The 15,535-nt window shown below is 71.1% G+C and carries 18 protein-coding genes; 3 read left to right on the forward strand and 15 right to left on the reverse strand.

What is annotated here, in order from left to right:
* Positions 1-141 precede the first annotated feature (141 nt).
* Positions 142-708, reverse strand: coding sequence for a 3-hydroxyacyl-[acyl-carrier-protein] dehydratase FabA (fabA, locus tag ACV7NL_RS05980; protein ID WP_056178498.1), 567 nt, complete (start codon positions 706-708; stop codon positions 142-144).
* Between the two features lie 385 nt (positions 709-1,093).
* Here fabA and irr point away from each other — a divergent pair, with 385 nt between their 5' ends.
* Both irr and ACV7NL_RS05990 read left to right on the forward strand, forming a co-directional pair.
* Positions 1,094-1,603, forward strand: coding sequence for a Fur family transcriptional regulator Irr (irr, locus tag ACV7NL_RS05985; RefSeq protein WP_056178502.1), 510 nt, complete (start codon positions 1,094-1,096; stop codon positions 1,601-1,603).
* A 221-nt stretch (positions 1,604-1,824) separates the two neighbouring features.
* Complete coding sequence (locus ACV7NL_RS05990) at positions 1,825-2,409, forward strand: histidine phosphatase family protein (RefSeq protein WP_056178504.1); 585 nt, start codon at positions 1,825-1,827, stop codon at positions 2,407-2,409.
* Here ACV7NL_RS05990 and ACV7NL_RS05995 read toward each other — a convergent pair.
* The 8 genes from ACV7NL_RS05995 to ACV7NL_RS06030 all read right to left on the reverse strand — a co-directional run bounded on the left by ACV7NL_RS05995 (position 2,364) and on the right by ACV7NL_RS06030 (position 11,579).
* Positions 2,364-3,140, reverse strand: a complete 777-nt coding sequence (locus ACV7NL_RS05995) for a hypothetical protein (protein WP_463355188.1) — start codon at positions 3,138-3,140, stop codon at positions 2,364-2,366. The two genes, ACV7NL_RS05990 and ACV7NL_RS05995, sit on opposite strands and share 46 nt — an antisense overlap.
* A 96-nt stretch (positions 3,141-3,236) precedes the next feature.
* Positions 3,237-4,244 (reverse strand): nickel/cobalt transporter, encoded by a 1,008-nt coding sequence (locus tag ACV7NL_RS06000; RefSeq protein ID WP_247636337.1) that lies wholly within the window; start codon positions 4,242-4,244, stop codon positions 3,237-3,239.
* Positions 4,235-4,933 (reverse strand): DUF1007 family protein, encoded by a 699-nt coding sequence (locus ACV7NL_RS06005; protein ID WP_463355189.1) that lies wholly within the window; start codon positions 4,931-4,933, stop codon positions 4,235-4,237. Before ACV7NL_RS06005 ends, ACV7NL_RS06000 begins: the two co-directional genes overlap by 10 nt.
* Before the next feature lie 138 nt (positions 4,934-5,071).
* A complete protein-coding gene (locus tag ACV7NL_RS06010) occupies positions 5,072-5,542 on the reverse strand; it encodes a cytochrome c-type biogenesis protein (protein WP_463355190.1) in 471 nt (156 codons plus the stop codon).
* Entirely contained in the window at positions 5,539-7,542 is a 2,004-nt protein-coding gene (locus ACV7NL_RS06015; protein WP_056178517.1) for a heme lyase CcmF/NrfE family subunit, read from the reverse strand. The genes ACV7NL_RS06010 and ACV7NL_RS06015 overlap by 4 nt, the downstream gene beginning before the upstream one ends.
* A 121-nt stretch (positions 7,543-7,663) precedes the next feature.
* The gene (ccmE, locus tag ACV7NL_RS06020; RefSeq protein WP_463355191.1) at positions 7,664-8,272 is read right to left on the reverse strand and encodes a cytochrome c maturation protein CcmE; all 609 of its coding nucleotides are present in this window, start codon (positions 8,270-8,272) and stop codon (positions 7,664-7,666) included.
* Between the two features lie 236 nt (positions 8,273-8,508).
* Positions 8,509-9,993 carry a c-type cytochrome biogenesis protein CcmI gene (gene ccmI, locus ACV7NL_RS06025; RefSeq protein ID WP_056178524.1) on the reverse strand — a complete coding sequence of 495 codons (1,485 nt, stop codon included), beginning with the start codon at positions 9,991-9,993 and terminating at the stop codon, positions 8,509-8,511.
* Positions 9,994-10,160: 167 nt separating this feature from the next.
* The gene (locus ACV7NL_RS06030; protein ID WP_056179889.1) at positions 10,161-11,579 is read right to left on the reverse strand and encodes a sensor histidine kinase; all 1,419 of its coding nucleotides are present in this window, start codon (positions 11,577-11,579) and stop codon (positions 10,161-10,163) included.
* A 338-nt stretch (positions 11,580-11,917) separates the two neighbouring features.
* On the opposite strand from ACV7NL_RS06030, the gene ACV7NL_RS06035 reads away from it, so the two are divergent.
* Positions 11,918-12,139 carry a hypothetical protein gene (locus ACV7NL_RS06035; RefSeq protein WP_056483477.1) on the forward strand — a complete coding sequence of 74 codons (222 nt, stop codon included), beginning with the start codon at positions 11,918-11,920 and terminating at the stop codon, positions 12,137-12,139.
* Between the two features lie 2 nt (positions 12,140-12,141).
* Here ACV7NL_RS06035 and ACV7NL_RS06040 read toward each other — a convergent pair whose 3' ends face one another.
* The 6 genes from ACV7NL_RS06040 to ACV7NL_RS06065 all read right to left on the reverse strand — a co-directional run bounded on the left by ACV7NL_RS06040 (position 12,142) and on the right by ACV7NL_RS06065 (position 15,530).
* Entirely contained in the window at positions 12,142-12,819 is a 678-nt protein-coding gene (locus ACV7NL_RS06040; RefSeq protein WP_056178530.1) for a response regulator transcription factor, read from the reverse strand.
* Between the two features lie 86 nt (positions 12,820-12,905).
* The gene (locus tag ACV7NL_RS06045) at positions 12,906-13,277 is read right to left on the reverse strand and encodes a PepSY domain-containing protein (protein ID WP_056178533.1); all 372 of its coding nucleotides are present in this window, start codon (positions 13,275-13,277) and stop codon (positions 12,906-12,908) included.
* Between the two features lie 169 nt (positions 13,278-13,446).
* Positions 13,447-13,653 (reverse strand): hypothetical protein, encoded by a 207-nt coding sequence (locus tag ACV7NL_RS06050; protein ID WP_463355192.1) that lies wholly within the window; start codon positions 13,651-13,653, stop codon positions 13,447-13,449.
* Between the two features lie 9 nt (positions 13,654-13,662).
* Positions 13,663-14,010 carry a hypothetical protein gene (locus ACV7NL_RS06055; RefSeq protein ID WP_463355193.1) on the reverse strand — a complete coding sequence of 116 codons (348 nt, stop codon included), beginning with the start codon at positions 14,008-14,010 and terminating at the stop codon, positions 13,663-13,665.
* Between the two features lie 141 nt (positions 14,011-14,151).
* The gene (locus ACV7NL_RS06060; RefSeq protein ID WP_056178542.1) at positions 14,152-14,679 is read right to left on the reverse strand and encodes a hypothetical protein; all 528 of its coding nucleotides are present in this window, start codon (positions 14,677-14,679) and stop codon (positions 14,152-14,154) included.
* A 92-nt stretch (positions 14,680-14,771) separates the two neighbouring features.
* On the reverse strand, positions 14,772-15,530 hold the full coding sequence (locus ACV7NL_RS06065) for a lysozyme (protein ID WP_463355194.1): 759 nt from the start codon (positions 15,528-15,530) through the stop codon (positions 14,772-14,774).
* Positions 15,531-15,535: the final 5 nt, after the last annotated feature.

Raw genomic sequence — 15,535 nt, forward strand, 5'->3', positions numbered from 1 at the left:
TCTTCGCGGTGCTTGTTCTTGAGACGGCACCTTCGCGTGGATTCAGGTAGGACTCGGGCGTCCCGATCTCAACCGCGTCGGGTTCTGCCGCCCGCGGCTTGGGTCTAGAACTGGGTCCAGAGCTGGGCCTAGGCTTGGAATCTAGGCCTGAGCCTGGAACAGCGCGACGCGCAGGTCCTTCGCCTCGTAGATGCGGGTGCCGTCGGCCTCGAGCCAGCCATCGGCGATGCCCAGCACCAGCTTGCCGAGGCGGACCCGCTTGATGTCGATGCCGTAGACGACCTTGGTCACCGTGGGCAGGACCTGATCCGAGAATTTGACCTCGCCGACGCCGAGCGCGCGACCGCGCCCCGGAGCACCGAGCCAGCCAAGGTGGAAACCGACGAGCTGCCAGAGCGCGTCGAGGCCGAGGCAGCCCGGCATCACCGGGTCGTTCTTGAAGTGGCAGCCGAAGAACCAGAGGTCCGGCCGGATGTCGAACTCGGCGAGCACGTGGCCCTTTCCGTGGGCGCCGCCCTCCGACCCGATCGAGACGATGCGGTCGAACATCAGCATCGGCGGCAGCGGCAGCTGCGCGTTCCCGGCGCCGAACAACTCGCCACGGCCGCAGGCGAGCAGTTCCTCGTAGGAATAGTGCGAGGCCCGCTGGGGCGCGGCGGTCGCCGGGGCGGTGCCCGACGGAGCGTTCGGATCGGAAGCGGAAGACATGATGAGCGGTTCGGTCCTCGAGGATGGGTCCGGGGCGCGGGGGCCCCTGGGGCTCGTGTCGCCAACCCCGATGCGGACCCGGCGCGAGCCGGTTCCGCCGGCGATGCGGCGCGAAATCGGCGCTTCGTTAACACAGGGCCTGTGCACCTCAAAGCTGCCCCGGCTCCCGAAGTTCTCCCGAAGTCGATGCCTGGGATCGGAAGATCCACCGAGGAACACTGCACGGGAATGCCGGGGGACTTGAAACGGGGAGGCCGACGATGGGCCGGACCCAGGGGCCGGTCTGGCAGCCCCGCGCGCGGCTCGGGTTGCGGTAGGACGGCGGGTTCCGTATAGATATTCCCTCATTCTGTTCTGTTTTCCGCGTGGGATGTTTGTCAGCCCGATGTCGAACCTTCTGCCCCTGCAGGCCGTGCTGAACGCGCGGACTTCCGTTTCCGCCGGCGATGCGGCTGCCGGCCGTCGCGGATGTCCGTTGTCGGATCTGCGCGATCGTCTGCGCCGGGCGGGTCTGCGCCCGACCCGTCAGCGCCTGTCCCTGGGTTGGCTGCTGTTCGGACGGGGCGATCGTCACCTCACGGCGGAAATGCTCTACGACGAGGCGATGCGCGCCAAGGTGCCGGTGTCGCTGGCCACCGTCTACAACACCCTGCACCAGTTCACCGAGGCGGGCCTGCTGCGTCAGCTCGCGCTCGACGGCTCGAAGGCCTATTTCGACACCAATCCGAGCGAGCACCACCACTTCTTCCTTGAGGACGAGGGGCAGGTGCTGGACATGCCCGATTGCGGGATCACGGTCGATTCGCTGCCGGATGCGCCCGAGGGCATGGAAATCGCCGGCGTCGAGGTCATCGTGCGTCTGCGTCGCCGCACCCCCTTGGCCCGCAAGGCCTGAACCAAGACCTGAACCGGGACGAGGGCGGATCCCGCAAGACCACGATCGAGGCCCGGGCAACCGGGCCTTTTTCGTTCGCGGCAGCCGTCCCGGTGCCGTCCTCCTCCGGTCGTGAGCGGCGGTGCCGCAACGATGGGGACCGGCCCGGGTTATCGCTGGGCGAATGATCGCTCCGGCGGCTCCGGCCGCCTCTCCCGTCTCCCCTCTGACACCGGACTGGTATGGCTCCCTCCCGCATCGTCTGCGTCCGCCACGGCGAATCGACCTTCAACGCCGCCCATCGGCTGACCGGGCGCGACCCGGGACATGTGGACGCCCGGCTGACCGAGCGCGGCCTGGGCCAGGTCCAGGCGGCCCGGACAGCCCTGCACGACATCCCCTTCGACCTCGTGGTCACGTCGCCGCTGACCCGGGCGATTCAGACCACCCAGGGTATCTTCGGCGACCATCCGAGCCGGCCGCGCATCCTCGTGGAGGTGCTGCACCGCGAATGCCAGGAAAGCAGTTGCGACGTCGGCCGCGCCGCTTCGATCCTGGCCACCGAGTTCCCCGATGTGGCGGTCGATCACCTGCCGGAAATCTGGTGGCACGCCGAGGGCGAGCCGGATGCGAGCGGCGTGCACATCGAGCCCCGCACCCTGTTCGATGCCCGCGTCCTCGGTTTTCGCGACTGGTTGGCTGCCCGGCCGGAGCGCAGCATCGCGGTGGTCGGGCACGGCACCTTCTTCTACCACCTGACCGGGGTCTGGCTCGACAATTGTCAGACCGTCACGTTCGACCCCACCGCCGAGCCGGTCCTCGTCTGACTCGAGCCCGGACCGCGCAGGCCAGCCCGTGCTCGCGCGGCATCGAAACGGTCCCGCGCCAGCCCCGCATCGATCGCCGGGGCGCCGCGCCCGAGCGCCAGGGCCTCATCGAGGATCTGGGCGGCCACCGCCCAGGTGCCGTCGACGAAGGGAGCGGCCCCTTCCGCAACCTCGGCGGCACAGCGCGCATCGCAGAACGCCTTCACGGCCGCCGAGGCTGCGCGGGCCACTGCCGACGCGCGGGCGCCCTGGGTCCAGGCGCCCCGTCGCGACGCGGCATCGGCTAGCGCTCCACCCTCCCAGGCCGCATCGCGGGCTGCCGCGCGCGCACCCTCGGGGTCACACGCGCCGTCGCAGCGGGCGGCGAGGGCCGGGAGACCAGCAGTGTCGAGGAGGGGAGGCAGGATCCGCCGAACGCTGGCCTCGGCCAGGAAGGCGACGCGCCGCGCCTCGGTCTCAGGTTCGGCGGTGGAGCCGGCAAGGCGGAGCACGAAGGCCATCAGCCGGGGGCGCTCACCATCCGGCATGGCGTCGTTCAGCCCGAGGGCATAGGCGGCGAGGGGTTGCGAGAAGCAGGGCGGGCAATCGGTCGAGGCGCGGATCGCCCGGTAGGGCAGGCCCGCCGCCACGATGGCGGCTTCGTTGATGCAGGTGCCGCCGTCCGGGCCGGGAAAATCATGGGAGCCGGCCAGGAGCCGCCAATTCAGAATCTGTTCGAAGCCCGCCGCCATGCCTCAGGATCTCCCGCCGGTCATCGGGAGACTGGCACGCCGCACAGGGCTTGGCGAGAGAGCTTCACGAGAGAGGTTGACGAGCGCCCCCCGCCTTCAGCCGCCGAGATTGGCCGCGAGCCCGGCCAGCATGGCGAGGCCGAGCACCAGCACGAAGGCGCCCGCCAGGAGTTCGAGCGTCCCGACCGCGCGGGCGCCAGCCTGGCCGCGTCCGCCCGCGAGCCGAAGGGCGAAGGCCTTGGCGAAGACCGCGAGGCTGGCGAGCGCGCCCGTGGTGAGGGCGGTGCCGAGCGCCATCGCGAAGGTCGCGGCGATGCCGGCCGCGAGCAGGCCCTGCGAGGCGGAGAAGACCAGGATCAGGACGGCCCCGGCACACGGACGCGTGCCGGCTGCCAGCACCACCCCGGCCCGCTCGCGCCAGGTGTGGAGGCGTGCGAGGGCGGTCGCGTCGGTGAGGTGGACGTGCCCGCAATCGGGCGCGCAGGCGGCGTTCCCGAGGCCGGCGAGCCGTCCGGCCTTGCGCCAGGTGACGCTGAGGCCGAGGAGGGCCACCAGTGCGAAACTGACGGTCTCGATCACCGTGCCGGCGCGGGTCATGCCCGCGGCGGTGGCGCCGAGCACCAGCGTGCCGATCCCCACGAGGGCGATGGCCACGAGCGCCTGCAGCAGGGCAGCGGCGAAGCTCAGGGTGAAGCCGCGCGTCAGGGCTCGCTCGCCGGCGACGATGTAGCCGGCGATCACCGCCTTGCCGTGGCCCGGGCCAGCGGCGTGGAAGACGCCGTAGCTGAAGCCCAGCAGCATCATCGGCCCCCAGGGGCCGTCCTGCTTCAGCGCCTGGACCGAGGCCTGAAGGCTGCGCGAAAAGCTCGATTGCAGGGCGAGGATCCAGCCGCCGAGGCCGGTGGCGGCAGGGGCGGCCTCGCGAAAGCCGATCCCGAAGGGGGAGCGCGGCGCCGGCGCCCGCATCTCGGGGCTCACCAGCCAGACGAGGCCGGTGACGATGAGTGTCGCCGCCACCACCGCCCCGAGGGCGAGGAGCGCCTGTCGGCCGAGACGCCGGGCGGACCGGGGCGATCCGGTCTCGAGGGCGGTGCCTACGGACACGCGACGATGACCCGGTTGGCGAATTGGAGCCCGTAATTGGAGGCCGAGGTCAGGGCCTCGAAGAAGGCTTCCGACATCCCCGGCTTGGCATCCGCCGTTTTGCCGTCCGCAGATCTGCCGTCCGCTCCCGGATCGGTCTTCGGGCGCGTCACCGTGGCGGCGCACCCGGCTGGCGCTCCGGCGAGGCGGGCCGCATCGCTGCCCTCCGCCAGGGCGAACGAGACGAAGAAGGTCGGATCGTAGACCTCCAGGGCGGTGACGCCGCGCCCCTGCGCCACGGGCGTCTTGAGGGGCAGCAGGAAGCTCAGCGTGAGCTTGTCGTCCTCCATGACCATGCGGGGCTCGGTTGGATCGGCGAAGGCCTGTTCCTTGCCGCCGACCTTCATCTTGGTGAAGTAGGCGAATTCGGCGAGATTGGCGGTGTTCTCGGCGGCGAGGCCGGCGAGTTCGTCAGGCGTGAGCTTGCCGTCCTTGTTGGCGTCGAGCCCTTGCGTGACGAAGGCCGAGTAGGAGGCGTCGAAGCTCCAGGCGTGCCGGATGCCCGTCACCCGCCCGCCTTCGCCATAGGCGATTTCGGCCTTGGTCGTCACCCAGACGTGCGGATGGGCAAGGCTCGGCGTGGCGAGGCCGGACGCCGCGAGCGTCAGCCCGCAGAGGGTCAGGAGGCGGAACGGCGACGCGATCGGCATGGCACGGGACGCTCGCGACTTAAGGTGAAGACATCGTTAACAGGCGCTGACCGCGTGGCTCCGCGCTATCCGATGTCTCCGGGGTCAGTGGGGCGAAAGCGAGGCGCCGGGCCGGGAGGCCGTGGGGGCAGCCTCCGATCAGTCCCGCCGGGTCAGCGCGGCGATCTCGGCCTGCTCAGCGGCGCTGAGGCCTTCGGGCGCCGACTCCACCCGGCGGCGCGACAGGCGCCAGAGACCGAACAGTCCGAGGACCACCACCGCGATCGGGGTGAGCCAGAGCAGCAGGGTGTGCAGGGCAAAGACCGGGCGCAGGAGCACGTATTCGCCGTAGCGCCCGACCACGTAGGACTGCACCTGCGCGTCGTCGTCTCCCGCCTTCAGGCGCTCGCGCACGATGAGGCGCAGATCCCGCGCCAGGGGCGCATCGGAATCGTCGATGGACTGATTCTGGCATACGAGGCAGCGCAGGCCCGACGAGATGTCCCGTGCCCGCGCCTCCATCACAGGGTCCTTGAGAACCTCGTCCGGCTGAACCGCGCGGGCGCCGCCCGTGGCTGCGAGCAAGAGGGCGAGCGCGACGGCCGCGCGTCTGGCGGGCGCGCGGCTCATTCGGCGGGCGCCATGCCGGGGGGCAGCGCCTTGGCCTTCGCCCGCGCCGGGGCGCCGACCCGCATGCGCCGGTCGGTCAGCGACACCGCGCCGCCGAGCGCCATCACCACCGCCCCGAGCCAGATCAGCAGCACGAGGGGCTTGTAGTACAGCCGCAGGCCGATGGCGCCCTCGGGCAGCACCTCGCCGAGGCTGGCATAGACCTGGCTCGCCCCGATGGTCAGCAGGCCGGATTCGGTCACCGTCATCTTGCGGCTCGGATAGAACCGTTTGCCGGTCTCCACCGTCCCGATGAAGTCGCCGCCGGTATTGCGGATGGTGAGGAAGGCGGCGGTCTCGGCGTAGTTCTCGCCGGCGCGCGGGCCGACCCGGTCGAGGGTGGCCACGTAGGGGCCGGACGCCAGGGATTCGCCGGGCTTCAGGGTCTTCAGGCCTTCCGTCGCCCAGCCTTGGGCGGCGATGCCGAGGACTACCACGCCGACGCCCGCATGGGCCAGGGCCGTGCCCCAGGCTGAGCGCGGCAGGCCGGCGGCGCGGCGCCAGATCGCGGCGGCGCCCCGGGTGCGATTGGCGCCGTAGCCGCGGGCCCGCGAGACGATCTCCATGGCGGAGCCGACCACGAGGTAGGCGCCGAGGCCGATGCCGACCGGGGCCATCATCGGTCCGCCCCAGGTCAGGGCCAGGACGGCGAGTCCGATCACCAGGGCGACGGCCAGGGCCGCGAACAGGCGCTGCGTCGCCGCGTGCACGTCGCCACGCTTCCACGCCAGGGTCTGGCCGAAGGGCACGATGAGCAGCAGGGGGATCGCCAGGGGAATGAAGGTGTAGTTGAAGAAGGGTGGTCCCACCGAGATCTTCTCGCCGGTCAGCATCTCCAGCAACAGCGGGTAGAGCGTTCCGACGAACACCGTCGCGCAGGCGGCGGCCAGGAATAGGTTGTTCATCACCAGCGCGCCCTCGCGGGAGATCGGCGCGAAAATGCCGCCCTGGCGCAGCATCGGGGCCCGCCAGGCGAAGAGCGTGAACGAGCCGCCGATGAACAGGATCAGGATGGCGAGGATGAACACGCCGCGGGTCGGGTCGGTGGCGAAGGTGTGGACCGAAGTCAGCACGCCCGAGCGCACGATGAAGGTGCCGAGCAGCGAGAGCGAGAAGGTCAGGATGGCGAGCAGCACCGTCCAGACCTTCAGGGCGTCGCGCTTCTCCATGACGACGGTGGAGTGCAGCAGGGCGGTGCCGGCGAGCCAGGGCATCAGCGAGGCGTTCTCGACCGGGTCCCAGAACCACCAGCCGCCCCAGCCGAGCTCGTAATAGGCCCAGTACGAGCCCATCGCGATCCCGAGCGTCAGGAAACTCCAGGCGGTCAGCGTCCAGGGCCGCACGGCCCGCGCCCAGACGGCGTCGATGCGGCCCTCGATCAGCGCCGCGATGGCGAACGCGAAGGTGATCGAGAAGCCGACATAGCCGACGTAGAGCAGCGGCGGATGCACCGCGAGGCCGAAATCCTGCAGCAACGGGTTGAGGTCGTTGCCCTCGGCCGGGGCCGGGCTCACCCGGGTGAACGGGTTCGAGGTCGTGATGATGAAGAGCACGAACACGAAGGTGATCAGGCCCTGCACCGCGAGGGTGTTGGCCCGCAGGGTCGGGGGCACCGAATCGCGCGCCACCGCCACCAGGGCTCCGAACAGGGCCAGGATCAGGACCCAGAGCAGCATCGAGCCCTCATGGTTCCCCCAGACGCCGGAGATCTTGTAGAGGAAGGGCTTCGTGGTGTGCGAGTTCTCGATCACGTTCTGGACCGAGAAATCCGACGTGGCATGGGCGTAGGTCAGCGCGCCGAAGCTGAACAGGATGCAGGCGAAGGCGCCCAGCGCCGCCGGCGTGGCCACCGCCCGCAGGGCCTGATCGCCGGAACGCGCGGCCCAGACCGGCATCACCGCCTGAACCAGGGACAGGGCCAGCGCCAGCGCCAGCGCGAAATGGCCGACCTCGATCAGCAAGGCTGGGGTGTCCTTCCGGGAAAGAGTGACCGAGGGGCGAAGGGTCGAGAGGCTAAGGGTCGAGATGCGAAGGGTCGAAAAGCGAAGGGTCGCGAGGCGAGATGTTGGACGCGGCGGCGCATCATCGCTCGCTGCGCTGACCGAGGGTCTTGTCCCCCACGGAGGGCTTGGCCTCGGCGGCCGGGCTGGGCTTGTCGACCATACCCTTGTCGACCACGCCCTTGTCGACCACGCCCTTGTCGACCACGCCCTTGTCGACCACGCCCTTGTCGACCACGCCCTTGTCGACCATGCCCTTGCCCTCCTGCCAACGGCCCTGCGCCTTCAGCGCATCGGCGACCTCGCGCGGCATGTAGGATTCGTCGTGCTTGGCCAGCACCGTATCGGCGCGGAAGATACCGCCGGGCTGCAGCGTGCCCTCGGCCACCACGCCCTGGCCCTCGCGGAACAGATCCGGCAGCAGGCCGCGATACTGCACCTGCACGGTGGCGTTGGTGTCCGTCACCGAGAAATCCACGGTCTGGTCCGGCCCGCGCTGAAGGGAGCCGTCCTTGACGAGGCCGCCCAAGCGGAAGCGCGTTCCCGGCGTGACCGCCTGGGAGGCCACCTCGGTGGGCGAGCGGAAGAACACGATCGATCCGCTCATGGCTGACAGGATCAGGCCGAGCGCCAGGGCCAGCACGGCACCGCAGGCGGCGATCAGGATCAGGCGGCGGCTCTTGCGTGTCACGGAAAGGGGTCCGGTTCGGTGGCTCGGGGCGGTGCGGCGGGAAGGGTGTGCCCCGCCGGCGTTGCAGTCCGGTGGACGTGATCCAGGATAAAATCGGGTGGCTCACGGTGTCGGCCGAGTGGCTGGCGCGGTCAAGGGCCGGGGCCGGGACCGATTGTCAGGGGCAGCGCGGCTCCGGCGCAGCCCCGAGCCCGTATCGGGACGTCCGTGGGTTGAGGTGTCGGCGGGTTGCGATGTCAGGGTTTGGGCGCCGGCCGGGGTGCCTGAGGGCGAAGCTGAAGTTCGCGCGACAATTCATCGAGGCGCTCGATCGCTCCGGGATCGGGGCTGAGCGCCATGCGGGCCCGGTCGAGGGTCTGAGCCGCCTTGTCGCGCTCGCCGAGGGCGCTGTAGGAGCGCACGAGGCGCAGCCAATCGTCGATGCTGCCGCCCTTGGAGGCCAGGCGGCGGTCGAGGCCCGCCACCATGCCACGGATCGCGGCATCGCGCTCGGCCGCCGGCATTGCCTTGACGGCCGCCACGGCGGCCTCGGTCCCGGCGCGCCCCGCCTCGTCCGGGTTGGCCGCCGGCGCGACCGGCGCGGCATTCGCCCCGAGGGCGATCTCGCGCGCCATCTCGTCCAGGCGATTCTTGGCCTCCGGCTCGTCGGCCAGGGCCTTGCGCGCCCGCTCGAGGGCGGCGGCCGCCTTGTCGGTCTCCTTGAGCACCCCGTAGGAGCGCACCAGCCGCAGCCAGTCCTCGAGCGTGCCGCCCCGGTCGGCGAGGCGCTTGTCGAGGCTGTCGACCATGGCCCGGATGGCGCCGTCCCGGCTCGCCGGCGGCAGCGCCTGGAGTGCGGCGGCGCGATCGGAGTCAGGGGAGGCCGGGGCCGCTTCGCCCTTCAGTCGGGCGAGGTTTTCGCGCACGAGGGGCAACCAGGGCGCATCCGCGGGGGCGGCCTCGGCCATGGCCTGCAGGCGCCGGATCGCTTCCGGGATGTCGCCGTCGAGTTCGGCGCCGCGCGCCAGGTAGAAGCGCGGCTTGGCCGCCTGAGCATCGAGGTCGACCGCGCGCTGGAAGATCGCCTTGGCCTGGGGTGTGACGGCGCCGTTGCTGCCCGCCACCAGGGCCTCGCCCCAATCGGACAGGCGCTGCGGCGTCTCACCGAGGAGGCGGGCGGCCGCCTCGTAGGCATGGGCGGCGTCGTCGAACCGGCCCATCCGCATGTAGACGGGGGCGAGCACCGACCAGCCGCGCCCGTCGGTCGGATCGGCCGCGAGCCGGGCTTCGATCTGGCCGATCGCCTTGAGGAGATCCTGGTCGCCGGTCTGGGCGGCCGAGCGCTCGGCCTGGCCCTGGGCCGGCATGTGCGGCGAGCCGTAGAGGCCGTACGCGATAAGGGCGACGAGCGGGATGGTCGAGAGGGCGAAGGCCGAGGCCGCCCGGCGCTGGCGCAGGGCCGGCTCGGCGATGTCCTGCGCCGCCGGAACGCCGGCGCGGTTGGCGCGCAGCAGGCGACGGGCCGCCTCGGTGCGGGCGGCCTCCGCCTCGGGTGCGGCGATCAGGCCCCGGGCCTGGTCACGCTCGATCTCGCGGAGCTGATCCTCGTAGAACCCGGTCTCGGTGGCGAGACCGCCGGCCTCGGGCGGGGCGGCGGGATTGGCCCGGCGCGACATCGGCCAGAGCAGGGCGAACACCGCGGCACCCGTCATGACCGCCAGTATGAACCAAAGTGCCGTCATCACGCCCCGAACGCTGCCCCGCTTGCATGTAGACGCGGGTTCCCGCCAGCACGATGCAGGCGTCGGGCGACACGGTGTCACGCGCAGCCCTTCGGGGGAGCGCGCAACCCTAGCGGATATGCCGGGCGGATCAATCCGCCCCAGTCCGGCCGCCCCAGTCCGGCGGGTCAGTGTGGGACGATGCCCGCCGGCGCGTCCCCCGGCACCTCGATCACCGCCCGCAATCCGCCGAGCGCGGCCTCCTCCAGGCGGAAGCGGCCGCGGTAGAGGGCCGCGAGATCGGCTACGATCGAGAGGCCGAGGCCCGAGCCGGGCTTCGACTCGTCGAGGCGCCGGCCGCGCCCGAGGACCGCGGCCCGATCGTCCGGGGCGAGGCCGGGGCCATCGTCCTCGATCGCCACCAGAAGGTGGGGATAATCGTCCTTGCCGACCGCCTCGGCCCGGATCGCGACGCGGCCGTGCGCCCATTTCGAGGCGTTGTCGACGAGATTGCCGATCATCTCCTCGAAATCCTGGCGTTCGCCCCGGAAGCGCAGGCCGGGCGGCACATGGACCTCGTAGGCGATATCCTTGTCGCGGTAGATCTTGCCGAAGGTGCGGACCAGACCGGCCAGCGCCGGCTCCACCTCCGTCGAGGTGCCGAGGGTGCCGGCCAGGGCCGCCGCCCGGGCGCGGTCGAGATGGTAGTTGACCTGGTCGCGCATCACCGCCGCCTGTTCGCGGATCTTGGCCGCGAGGTCACCGGGCGCATCGGCGGCGCCGACCTCGTTGACGATGATCGAGAGCGGGGTCTTGAGGGCGTGTGCGAGGTTGCCGACCTGCGTCCGCGCCCGCTCCAGGATCTCCCGGTTGGTCTCGATCAGCAGGTTCACCTCGCCCGCCAGGGGGGCGATGTCGCGCGGGTACTCGCCGGTGATGCGGTCCGATTCTCCCCGCCGGATGGCACCCAGCGCCGTGCGCAGCTTGGCCAGCGGCGCGAGGCCGAAGCGGATCTGCAGCAGGGTGGTGAGCGCCAGTGACAGGCCGAGCAGCCCGAAGGTGACCATCAGCGAGAAGCGGAAGCGGTCGACGTCGTTCTCGATCTCGTCGGCGGGGCCGGCCACCCGCACGGTGTAGCGGCCGTCCTCCCCAATATCGACGTCGCGCTCGATGATGCGCAGGCGGCGCTCGTCCTGGGCCCGGCCGTAGCCCTGGCGGATCTGGCCGATGCCCGCCTTGCTGTCGGAGGTGGCGGCGGCCTTCAGGGGCACGCCCACCAGGGAGCGCGAGGTGCGCAGGTCGCGCGGCTTCGCGTCGGGCCGCCCGATCTGCCAGTACCAGCCCGACAGGGGCAGGTCGAAGCGCGGATCGCTCAAGGTGAAGGACCGGCTCTCCGGGTCGTTGGGCGAGACGAGATCGGTGGCGAGGTTGTTGGCATAGACCAGCAGGCGGCTGTCGAAGGCCCGCTCGGTGTTCTCGCGGTACAGGGTGGTCAGGATCCAGGCGGCGATCAGCAGGATCGCCGAACTCGCCAGCAGCGCCGAGGTGGCGAGGCGCACCGCGATCGAGCGGCGGCGCATGGGCAGCCAGGACGGGGAGGGGATCATGTCGACCAAGTCTACGCCACGGCTGCAGGTCTGAGCCACAGATTGGAAGGGAAATCGTCGCGGTTGATGATGGTGGCGTGACCGCTGGCGACCTGAACCGATTTCAGATCGCCGACGGTCAAATCATAGCCTGCGCCGAGCCGGATGTCTCACCTCGCCTGTTGCGGGTTTTCCGTAATCTACGGGTAGTTCGCGATAATTGTTTGCGTGCGAGCGCGGCATGAACCTGTTCAAGCTCATCCACGGTCGACGACATCCCGGACGACATCGCCGACGCGATCTTGAGCGCCAAGGTTCCAGGGGGACTGACGGACCCGGATTAGCGCGGGCCGCGGACGATGATCCCGGGTGAGCCGCCGATCGTCGGAACCGTGATCCGCTACGCCTTCCTCTGGTCGAACGAGGACCGCGACGGTCAAACGGTGGCGCAGACGGATCGACCCGCCGTCCTGGTGATCGCACGAAAGCCCGCGGACGGAAGCTGCATCGTCGCCCTCGTGCTTGCGCCCATGCAGACGCGGATCAAGGGCAGGCGCCTCGCGATGAGCCCGCGCCCCTGACATCACCCCCGCGCCACCGGCTGGTTCGGGTCGACGAGATAGCCGAGGCCCCGGACGGTCTGGATCAGGTCGACCGCGAGCTTCTTGCGCAGGCGGCCGACGAAGACCTCGATGGTGTTGGAATCCCGGTCGAAATCCTGGTCGTAGAGATGCTCGGTCAGCTCGGCGCGCGAGACCACCCGGCCGGTATGGTGCATCAGGTAGGAGAGCAGGCGGTACTCGTGGCTCGTCAGCTTGACCGGGTTGCCGTCCACGAAGACCCGGCCCGAGCGGGTGTCGAGCACCACCGGCCCGCAGGCGATCTGGCTGGTGGCATGGCCGGCCGCGCGCCGCAGCAGGGCGCGCACGCGGGCCATCAGCTCCTCCATGTGGAACGGCTTGGTCACGTAGTCGTCGGCCCCCGCATCGAAGCCGTCGACCTTGTCGGACCAGCGGTCGCGGGCGGTCAGGATGATGACGGGGGTCTTGATCCCAGCCCGGCGCCACTTCTGCAGCACGCTGACGCCGTCGGTCTTGGGCAGGCCCATGTCGAGAATGATGGCGTCGTAGGGCTCGCTCTCACCGAGATAGCCGCCTTCCTCGCCGTCGAAGGCCTTGTCGGCGACGTAGCCGGCCTCCTCCAGGGCGTTGACCACCTGCCGGTTGATGTCCCGGTCATCCTCCACGACGAGCAACCGCACGGTATCGAACTCCTACGATGATGGCCCGAACCCGCGGGTCGGCGCGCAGCGCACGTTAGCCGTCTCCGGCCGGCGGCGAAACGGCGTCACGGACCGCTGACCTGCCCCGTGGTCGCATCCACGATGACGTGAACGAACTGTCCGTCCCGGCGCAGGGCCGTGAGCAGGTAGACGAGGGTCTCGTCCTGCCGGCACAGGCGCGCGCGCTGAATCTCCGCCCGGGGAATCACCTGTCGGGCGGCGCGGATGGCCGCCACCGGGGCGATCACCCGCTTGTCGGCCACCGCTTCGCGCAGATCCGCCGGACTGAGGCAAGTCTCGCTGCGGGGGATCGCGACCAAGGGGGCCGCGACCGAGCTGGTGCCGGTCGTGGTCTCCTCCGCGAACGTGTCGATCGAACCTGTCGCGAAGCCCGCGACGGTCAGTCCGATCAGCAACAGGGCGAGGAGGATGCGCATGTGGGAACAGTCTAGGGGGAGGCACTGAATGCGCCCTGAATGCCAGCGCGCGCCGGGGTCGGGCCGAGGGCGACCCGGCAAGCCTGGTCCGGCTCAACCGCCGACCCTGCTCGGCACAACCCCAAGCATAACCTCGGCCATTCGGTTCCCGTGCGGTCCGACCCGGTGCTCAGGCCGTCCCCGCCAGGGCCGAAAGGCGGGCGAGGGCCATGCGCAGGCGCGTTCCGGCCACGGCGTGACCGTCGATATGGTCGCGCGCGGCGCGGCGCACGGCCGCCGCCGAGCGGTCGAAGCGAATTCGGGCAGCGCACAGGCGCAGGGTTGCCGCCCGGCGGCGGTCCCGGCGTCCGTGCAGGAGATGGGCGATGCGGTCCATGGAACGTCCTCAGGATCGGGGCCGGGTCTCGGCGAGACGGCGCAGGATGTCGTCCAGCTTCTCCCGGGCGCGGGCGTCGTTGCGCTCGATGTCGCGTGCGGTCTCGGTCGCCAGCCGCGACAGGTCTTCGAGCACGTGGGTTCGGCTTTCGAGGGCGGCCGCCACGGCGGCGTTGGTCTGCGAGGCCCGTTCCAGGGCGGTCGCGGTCGCACCGATGTCGCCGAGGCGCGCCTCCTGCACGCGCAGGGATTGACGGTGGAGGTGGATGCAGGCGAGCCCGAGGAGGACGGCGACGATCCAGCCGGCGCCCTCCTGCGAGACCAGGAGCCGGGCGGCTTCGAAGGCGATCTTTTCCAAATCCGGTCCTCCGTCTGCCCGGTCCTCCGTCTGCCCGGTTCTGCACCTGCCCGGTCCTGCCGTCGTCAGGCTTCCGCGCCCGGCCTCTCGCGCGCCCGGCCTCGCGCGTCATTCGGCTTGCCGCGTCCGGGTTCCGCAGGGTCAGGGCGTCCGACGCCGGCTTTCCACCTCGGCTGCGCGCAGGGCCGGCACCAGGGTGTTGGCGACCGTCGCCTCCTCGGTCAGCGGCAGGCTGCGGAACACCTTCTCGCCGAGGCCCGCGCCGCCGCCGGCCGCCCGGATGAGCCAGCCCGGCGCGGCGTCGAGGCCGCGCTGGACCGCGCGCGCGATCACCAGCGATCCGACCGGAACCGTCAGTGTCTGCCCGCGGGTCGCGCCCGCCACCGCGTTGACCGCGTAATCGGCGACGTTGCGGACGAGGCGTTCCACCAGGCTGGCGGTAATCAGGAGGCGCAGCGGGCCGGTCAGCCGGGCCACGGCCGCCATCGCGGCGGTCACGGCGAGCGGCACCAGCACGCTCCCGAGGCCCTGGATCGCGGACGCGACGGCGTCGCCCCAGGGCAGCGCGACGGAGGCCATCTCCGCCGCCGTACCCGGACGCGTGGTCGCGACGAGAAAGAGGCCGGTGGCGGCGAGGAAGCCGGCGCGGCGGATGCGAGAACGGATCATCGGAAACTCCATCGGGGGCAGGGCGGGACGCGGGGGCGGGGCAGGACGCGGTGGATGGGCGGGGCGAGGCGGATGGGCGCGAGGGCCGGACGTCAGGCCTCGCCGCGCAGGCGGCGACGCACCGCCGACCACAGCGTCGCCAGGGCGCCCGGTTTCACCGGAATCCTGAGCGTCACAGAAGTCTTGGGCGTCACAGAAGTCTTGGACGCCACAGAAGTCTTGGGCGCCACAGAAGTCTCGGGCGTCACGCGAGCCTCGGGCTGGACTGGCGCCTGAGGTTTCGTTGGCGCCTGGGCAGGCGCTCGGGGCGACAACGGCAGGCGCGGCACGGTCCGGCGCGCGGTCGGCAGCGGCGGGGTGGCGGCGTTGGGCATGGGAATCGCCGCCGCATCGCCCCGTCGCGCCCGGGGCAGGGCCTCGGCATAGGGCGTGCGGAACTGGTCGACCTCGGCGCCGCGTCGCGGGATCAGCTCCGCCGGACGGTTCCAGAGCAGGAACGCCTTACCCGCGCCGTCGCGGTCGCCGACCTTCAGGCGTCGGACCACGGTGGAGCGTGCGAAGGCCGTCGGCCCGATGTTGAAGCAGAGCGAGACCAGGGCGTCGAAGGCGTGGTCCGGCAGATCGTCGCCGACCGCCGTGGCGACGGCCTGGATGTAGCGGGCGACGTCGCGGCGGAAGAGCGCGTCGCAGGCCGCTTCGGTCAGGCGAAGGCCCGGCGTCACCAGGGGCGGACCCGCCGCCGAAGTGTGCCCGATCCCGATGGTCCAGACGCCGACGCTGTCGCGATAGGCGCTTAAGCGCCGGCCTTCGCGGGCGATGAGCACGGCTTCGCCGATGGCACTGAGGGTCATGCCGC

The organism is Methylobacterium sp. Ger2507, from assembly GCF_055231875.1.

Bases quoted from the DNA above. Each gene is read 5' to 3' on its own strand.
- ACV7NL_RS05990 (WP_056178504.1), top strand. From the start codon at position 1,825: ATGGCTCCCTCCCGCATCGTCTGCGTCCGCCACGGCGAATCGACCTTC.
- fabA (WP_056178498.1), bottom strand. From the start codon at position 708: ATGTCTTCCGCTTCCGATCCGAACGCTCCGTCGGGCACCGCCCCGGCG.
- ACV7NL_RS06035 (WP_056483477.1), top strand. From the start codon at position 11,918: ATGATCCCGGGTGAGCCGCCGATCGTCGGAACCGTGATCCGCTACGCC.
- ACV7NL_RS06045 (WP_056178533.1), bottom strand. From the start codon at position 13,277: ATGCGCATCCTCCTCGCCCTGTTGCTGATCGGACTGACCGTCGCGGGC.
- ACV7NL_RS06065 (WP_463355194.1), bottom strand. From the start codon at position 15,530: ATGACCCTCAGTGCCATCGGCGAAGCCGTGCTCATCGCCCGCGAAGGC.
- ACV7NL_RS06050 (WP_463355192.1), bottom strand. From the start codon at position 13,653: ATGGACCGCATCGCCCATCTCCTGCACGGACGCCGGGACCGCCGCCGG.
- irr (WP_056178502.1), top strand. From the start codon at position 1,094: ATGTCGAACCTTCTGCCCCTGCAGGCCGTGCTGAACGCGCGGACTTCC.
- ACV7NL_RS05995 (WP_463355188.1), bottom strand. From the start codon at position 3,140: ATGGCGGCGGGCTTCGAACAGATTCTGAATTGGCGGCTCCTGGCCGGC.
- ACV7NL_RS06005 (WP_463355189.1), bottom strand. From the start codon at position 4,933: ATGCCGATCGCGTCGCCGTTCCGCCTCCTGACCCTCTGCGGGCTGACG.
- ACV7NL_RS06010 (WP_463355190.1), bottom strand. From the start codon at position 5,542: ATGAGCCGCGCGCCCGCCAGACGCGCGGCCGTCGCGCTCGCCCTCTTG.
- ccmI (WP_056178524.1), bottom strand. From the start codon at position 9,993: ATGACGGCACTTTGGTTCATACTGGCGGTCATGACGGGTGCCGCGGTG.
- ACV7NL_RS06030 (WP_056179889.1), bottom strand. From the start codon at position 11,579: ATGATCCCCTCCCCGTCCTGGCTGCCCATGCGCCGCCGCTCGATCGCG.
- ACV7NL_RS06060 (WP_056178542.1), bottom strand. From the start codon at position 14,679: ATGATCCGTTCTCGCATCCGCCGCGCCGGCTTCCTCGCCGCCACCGGC.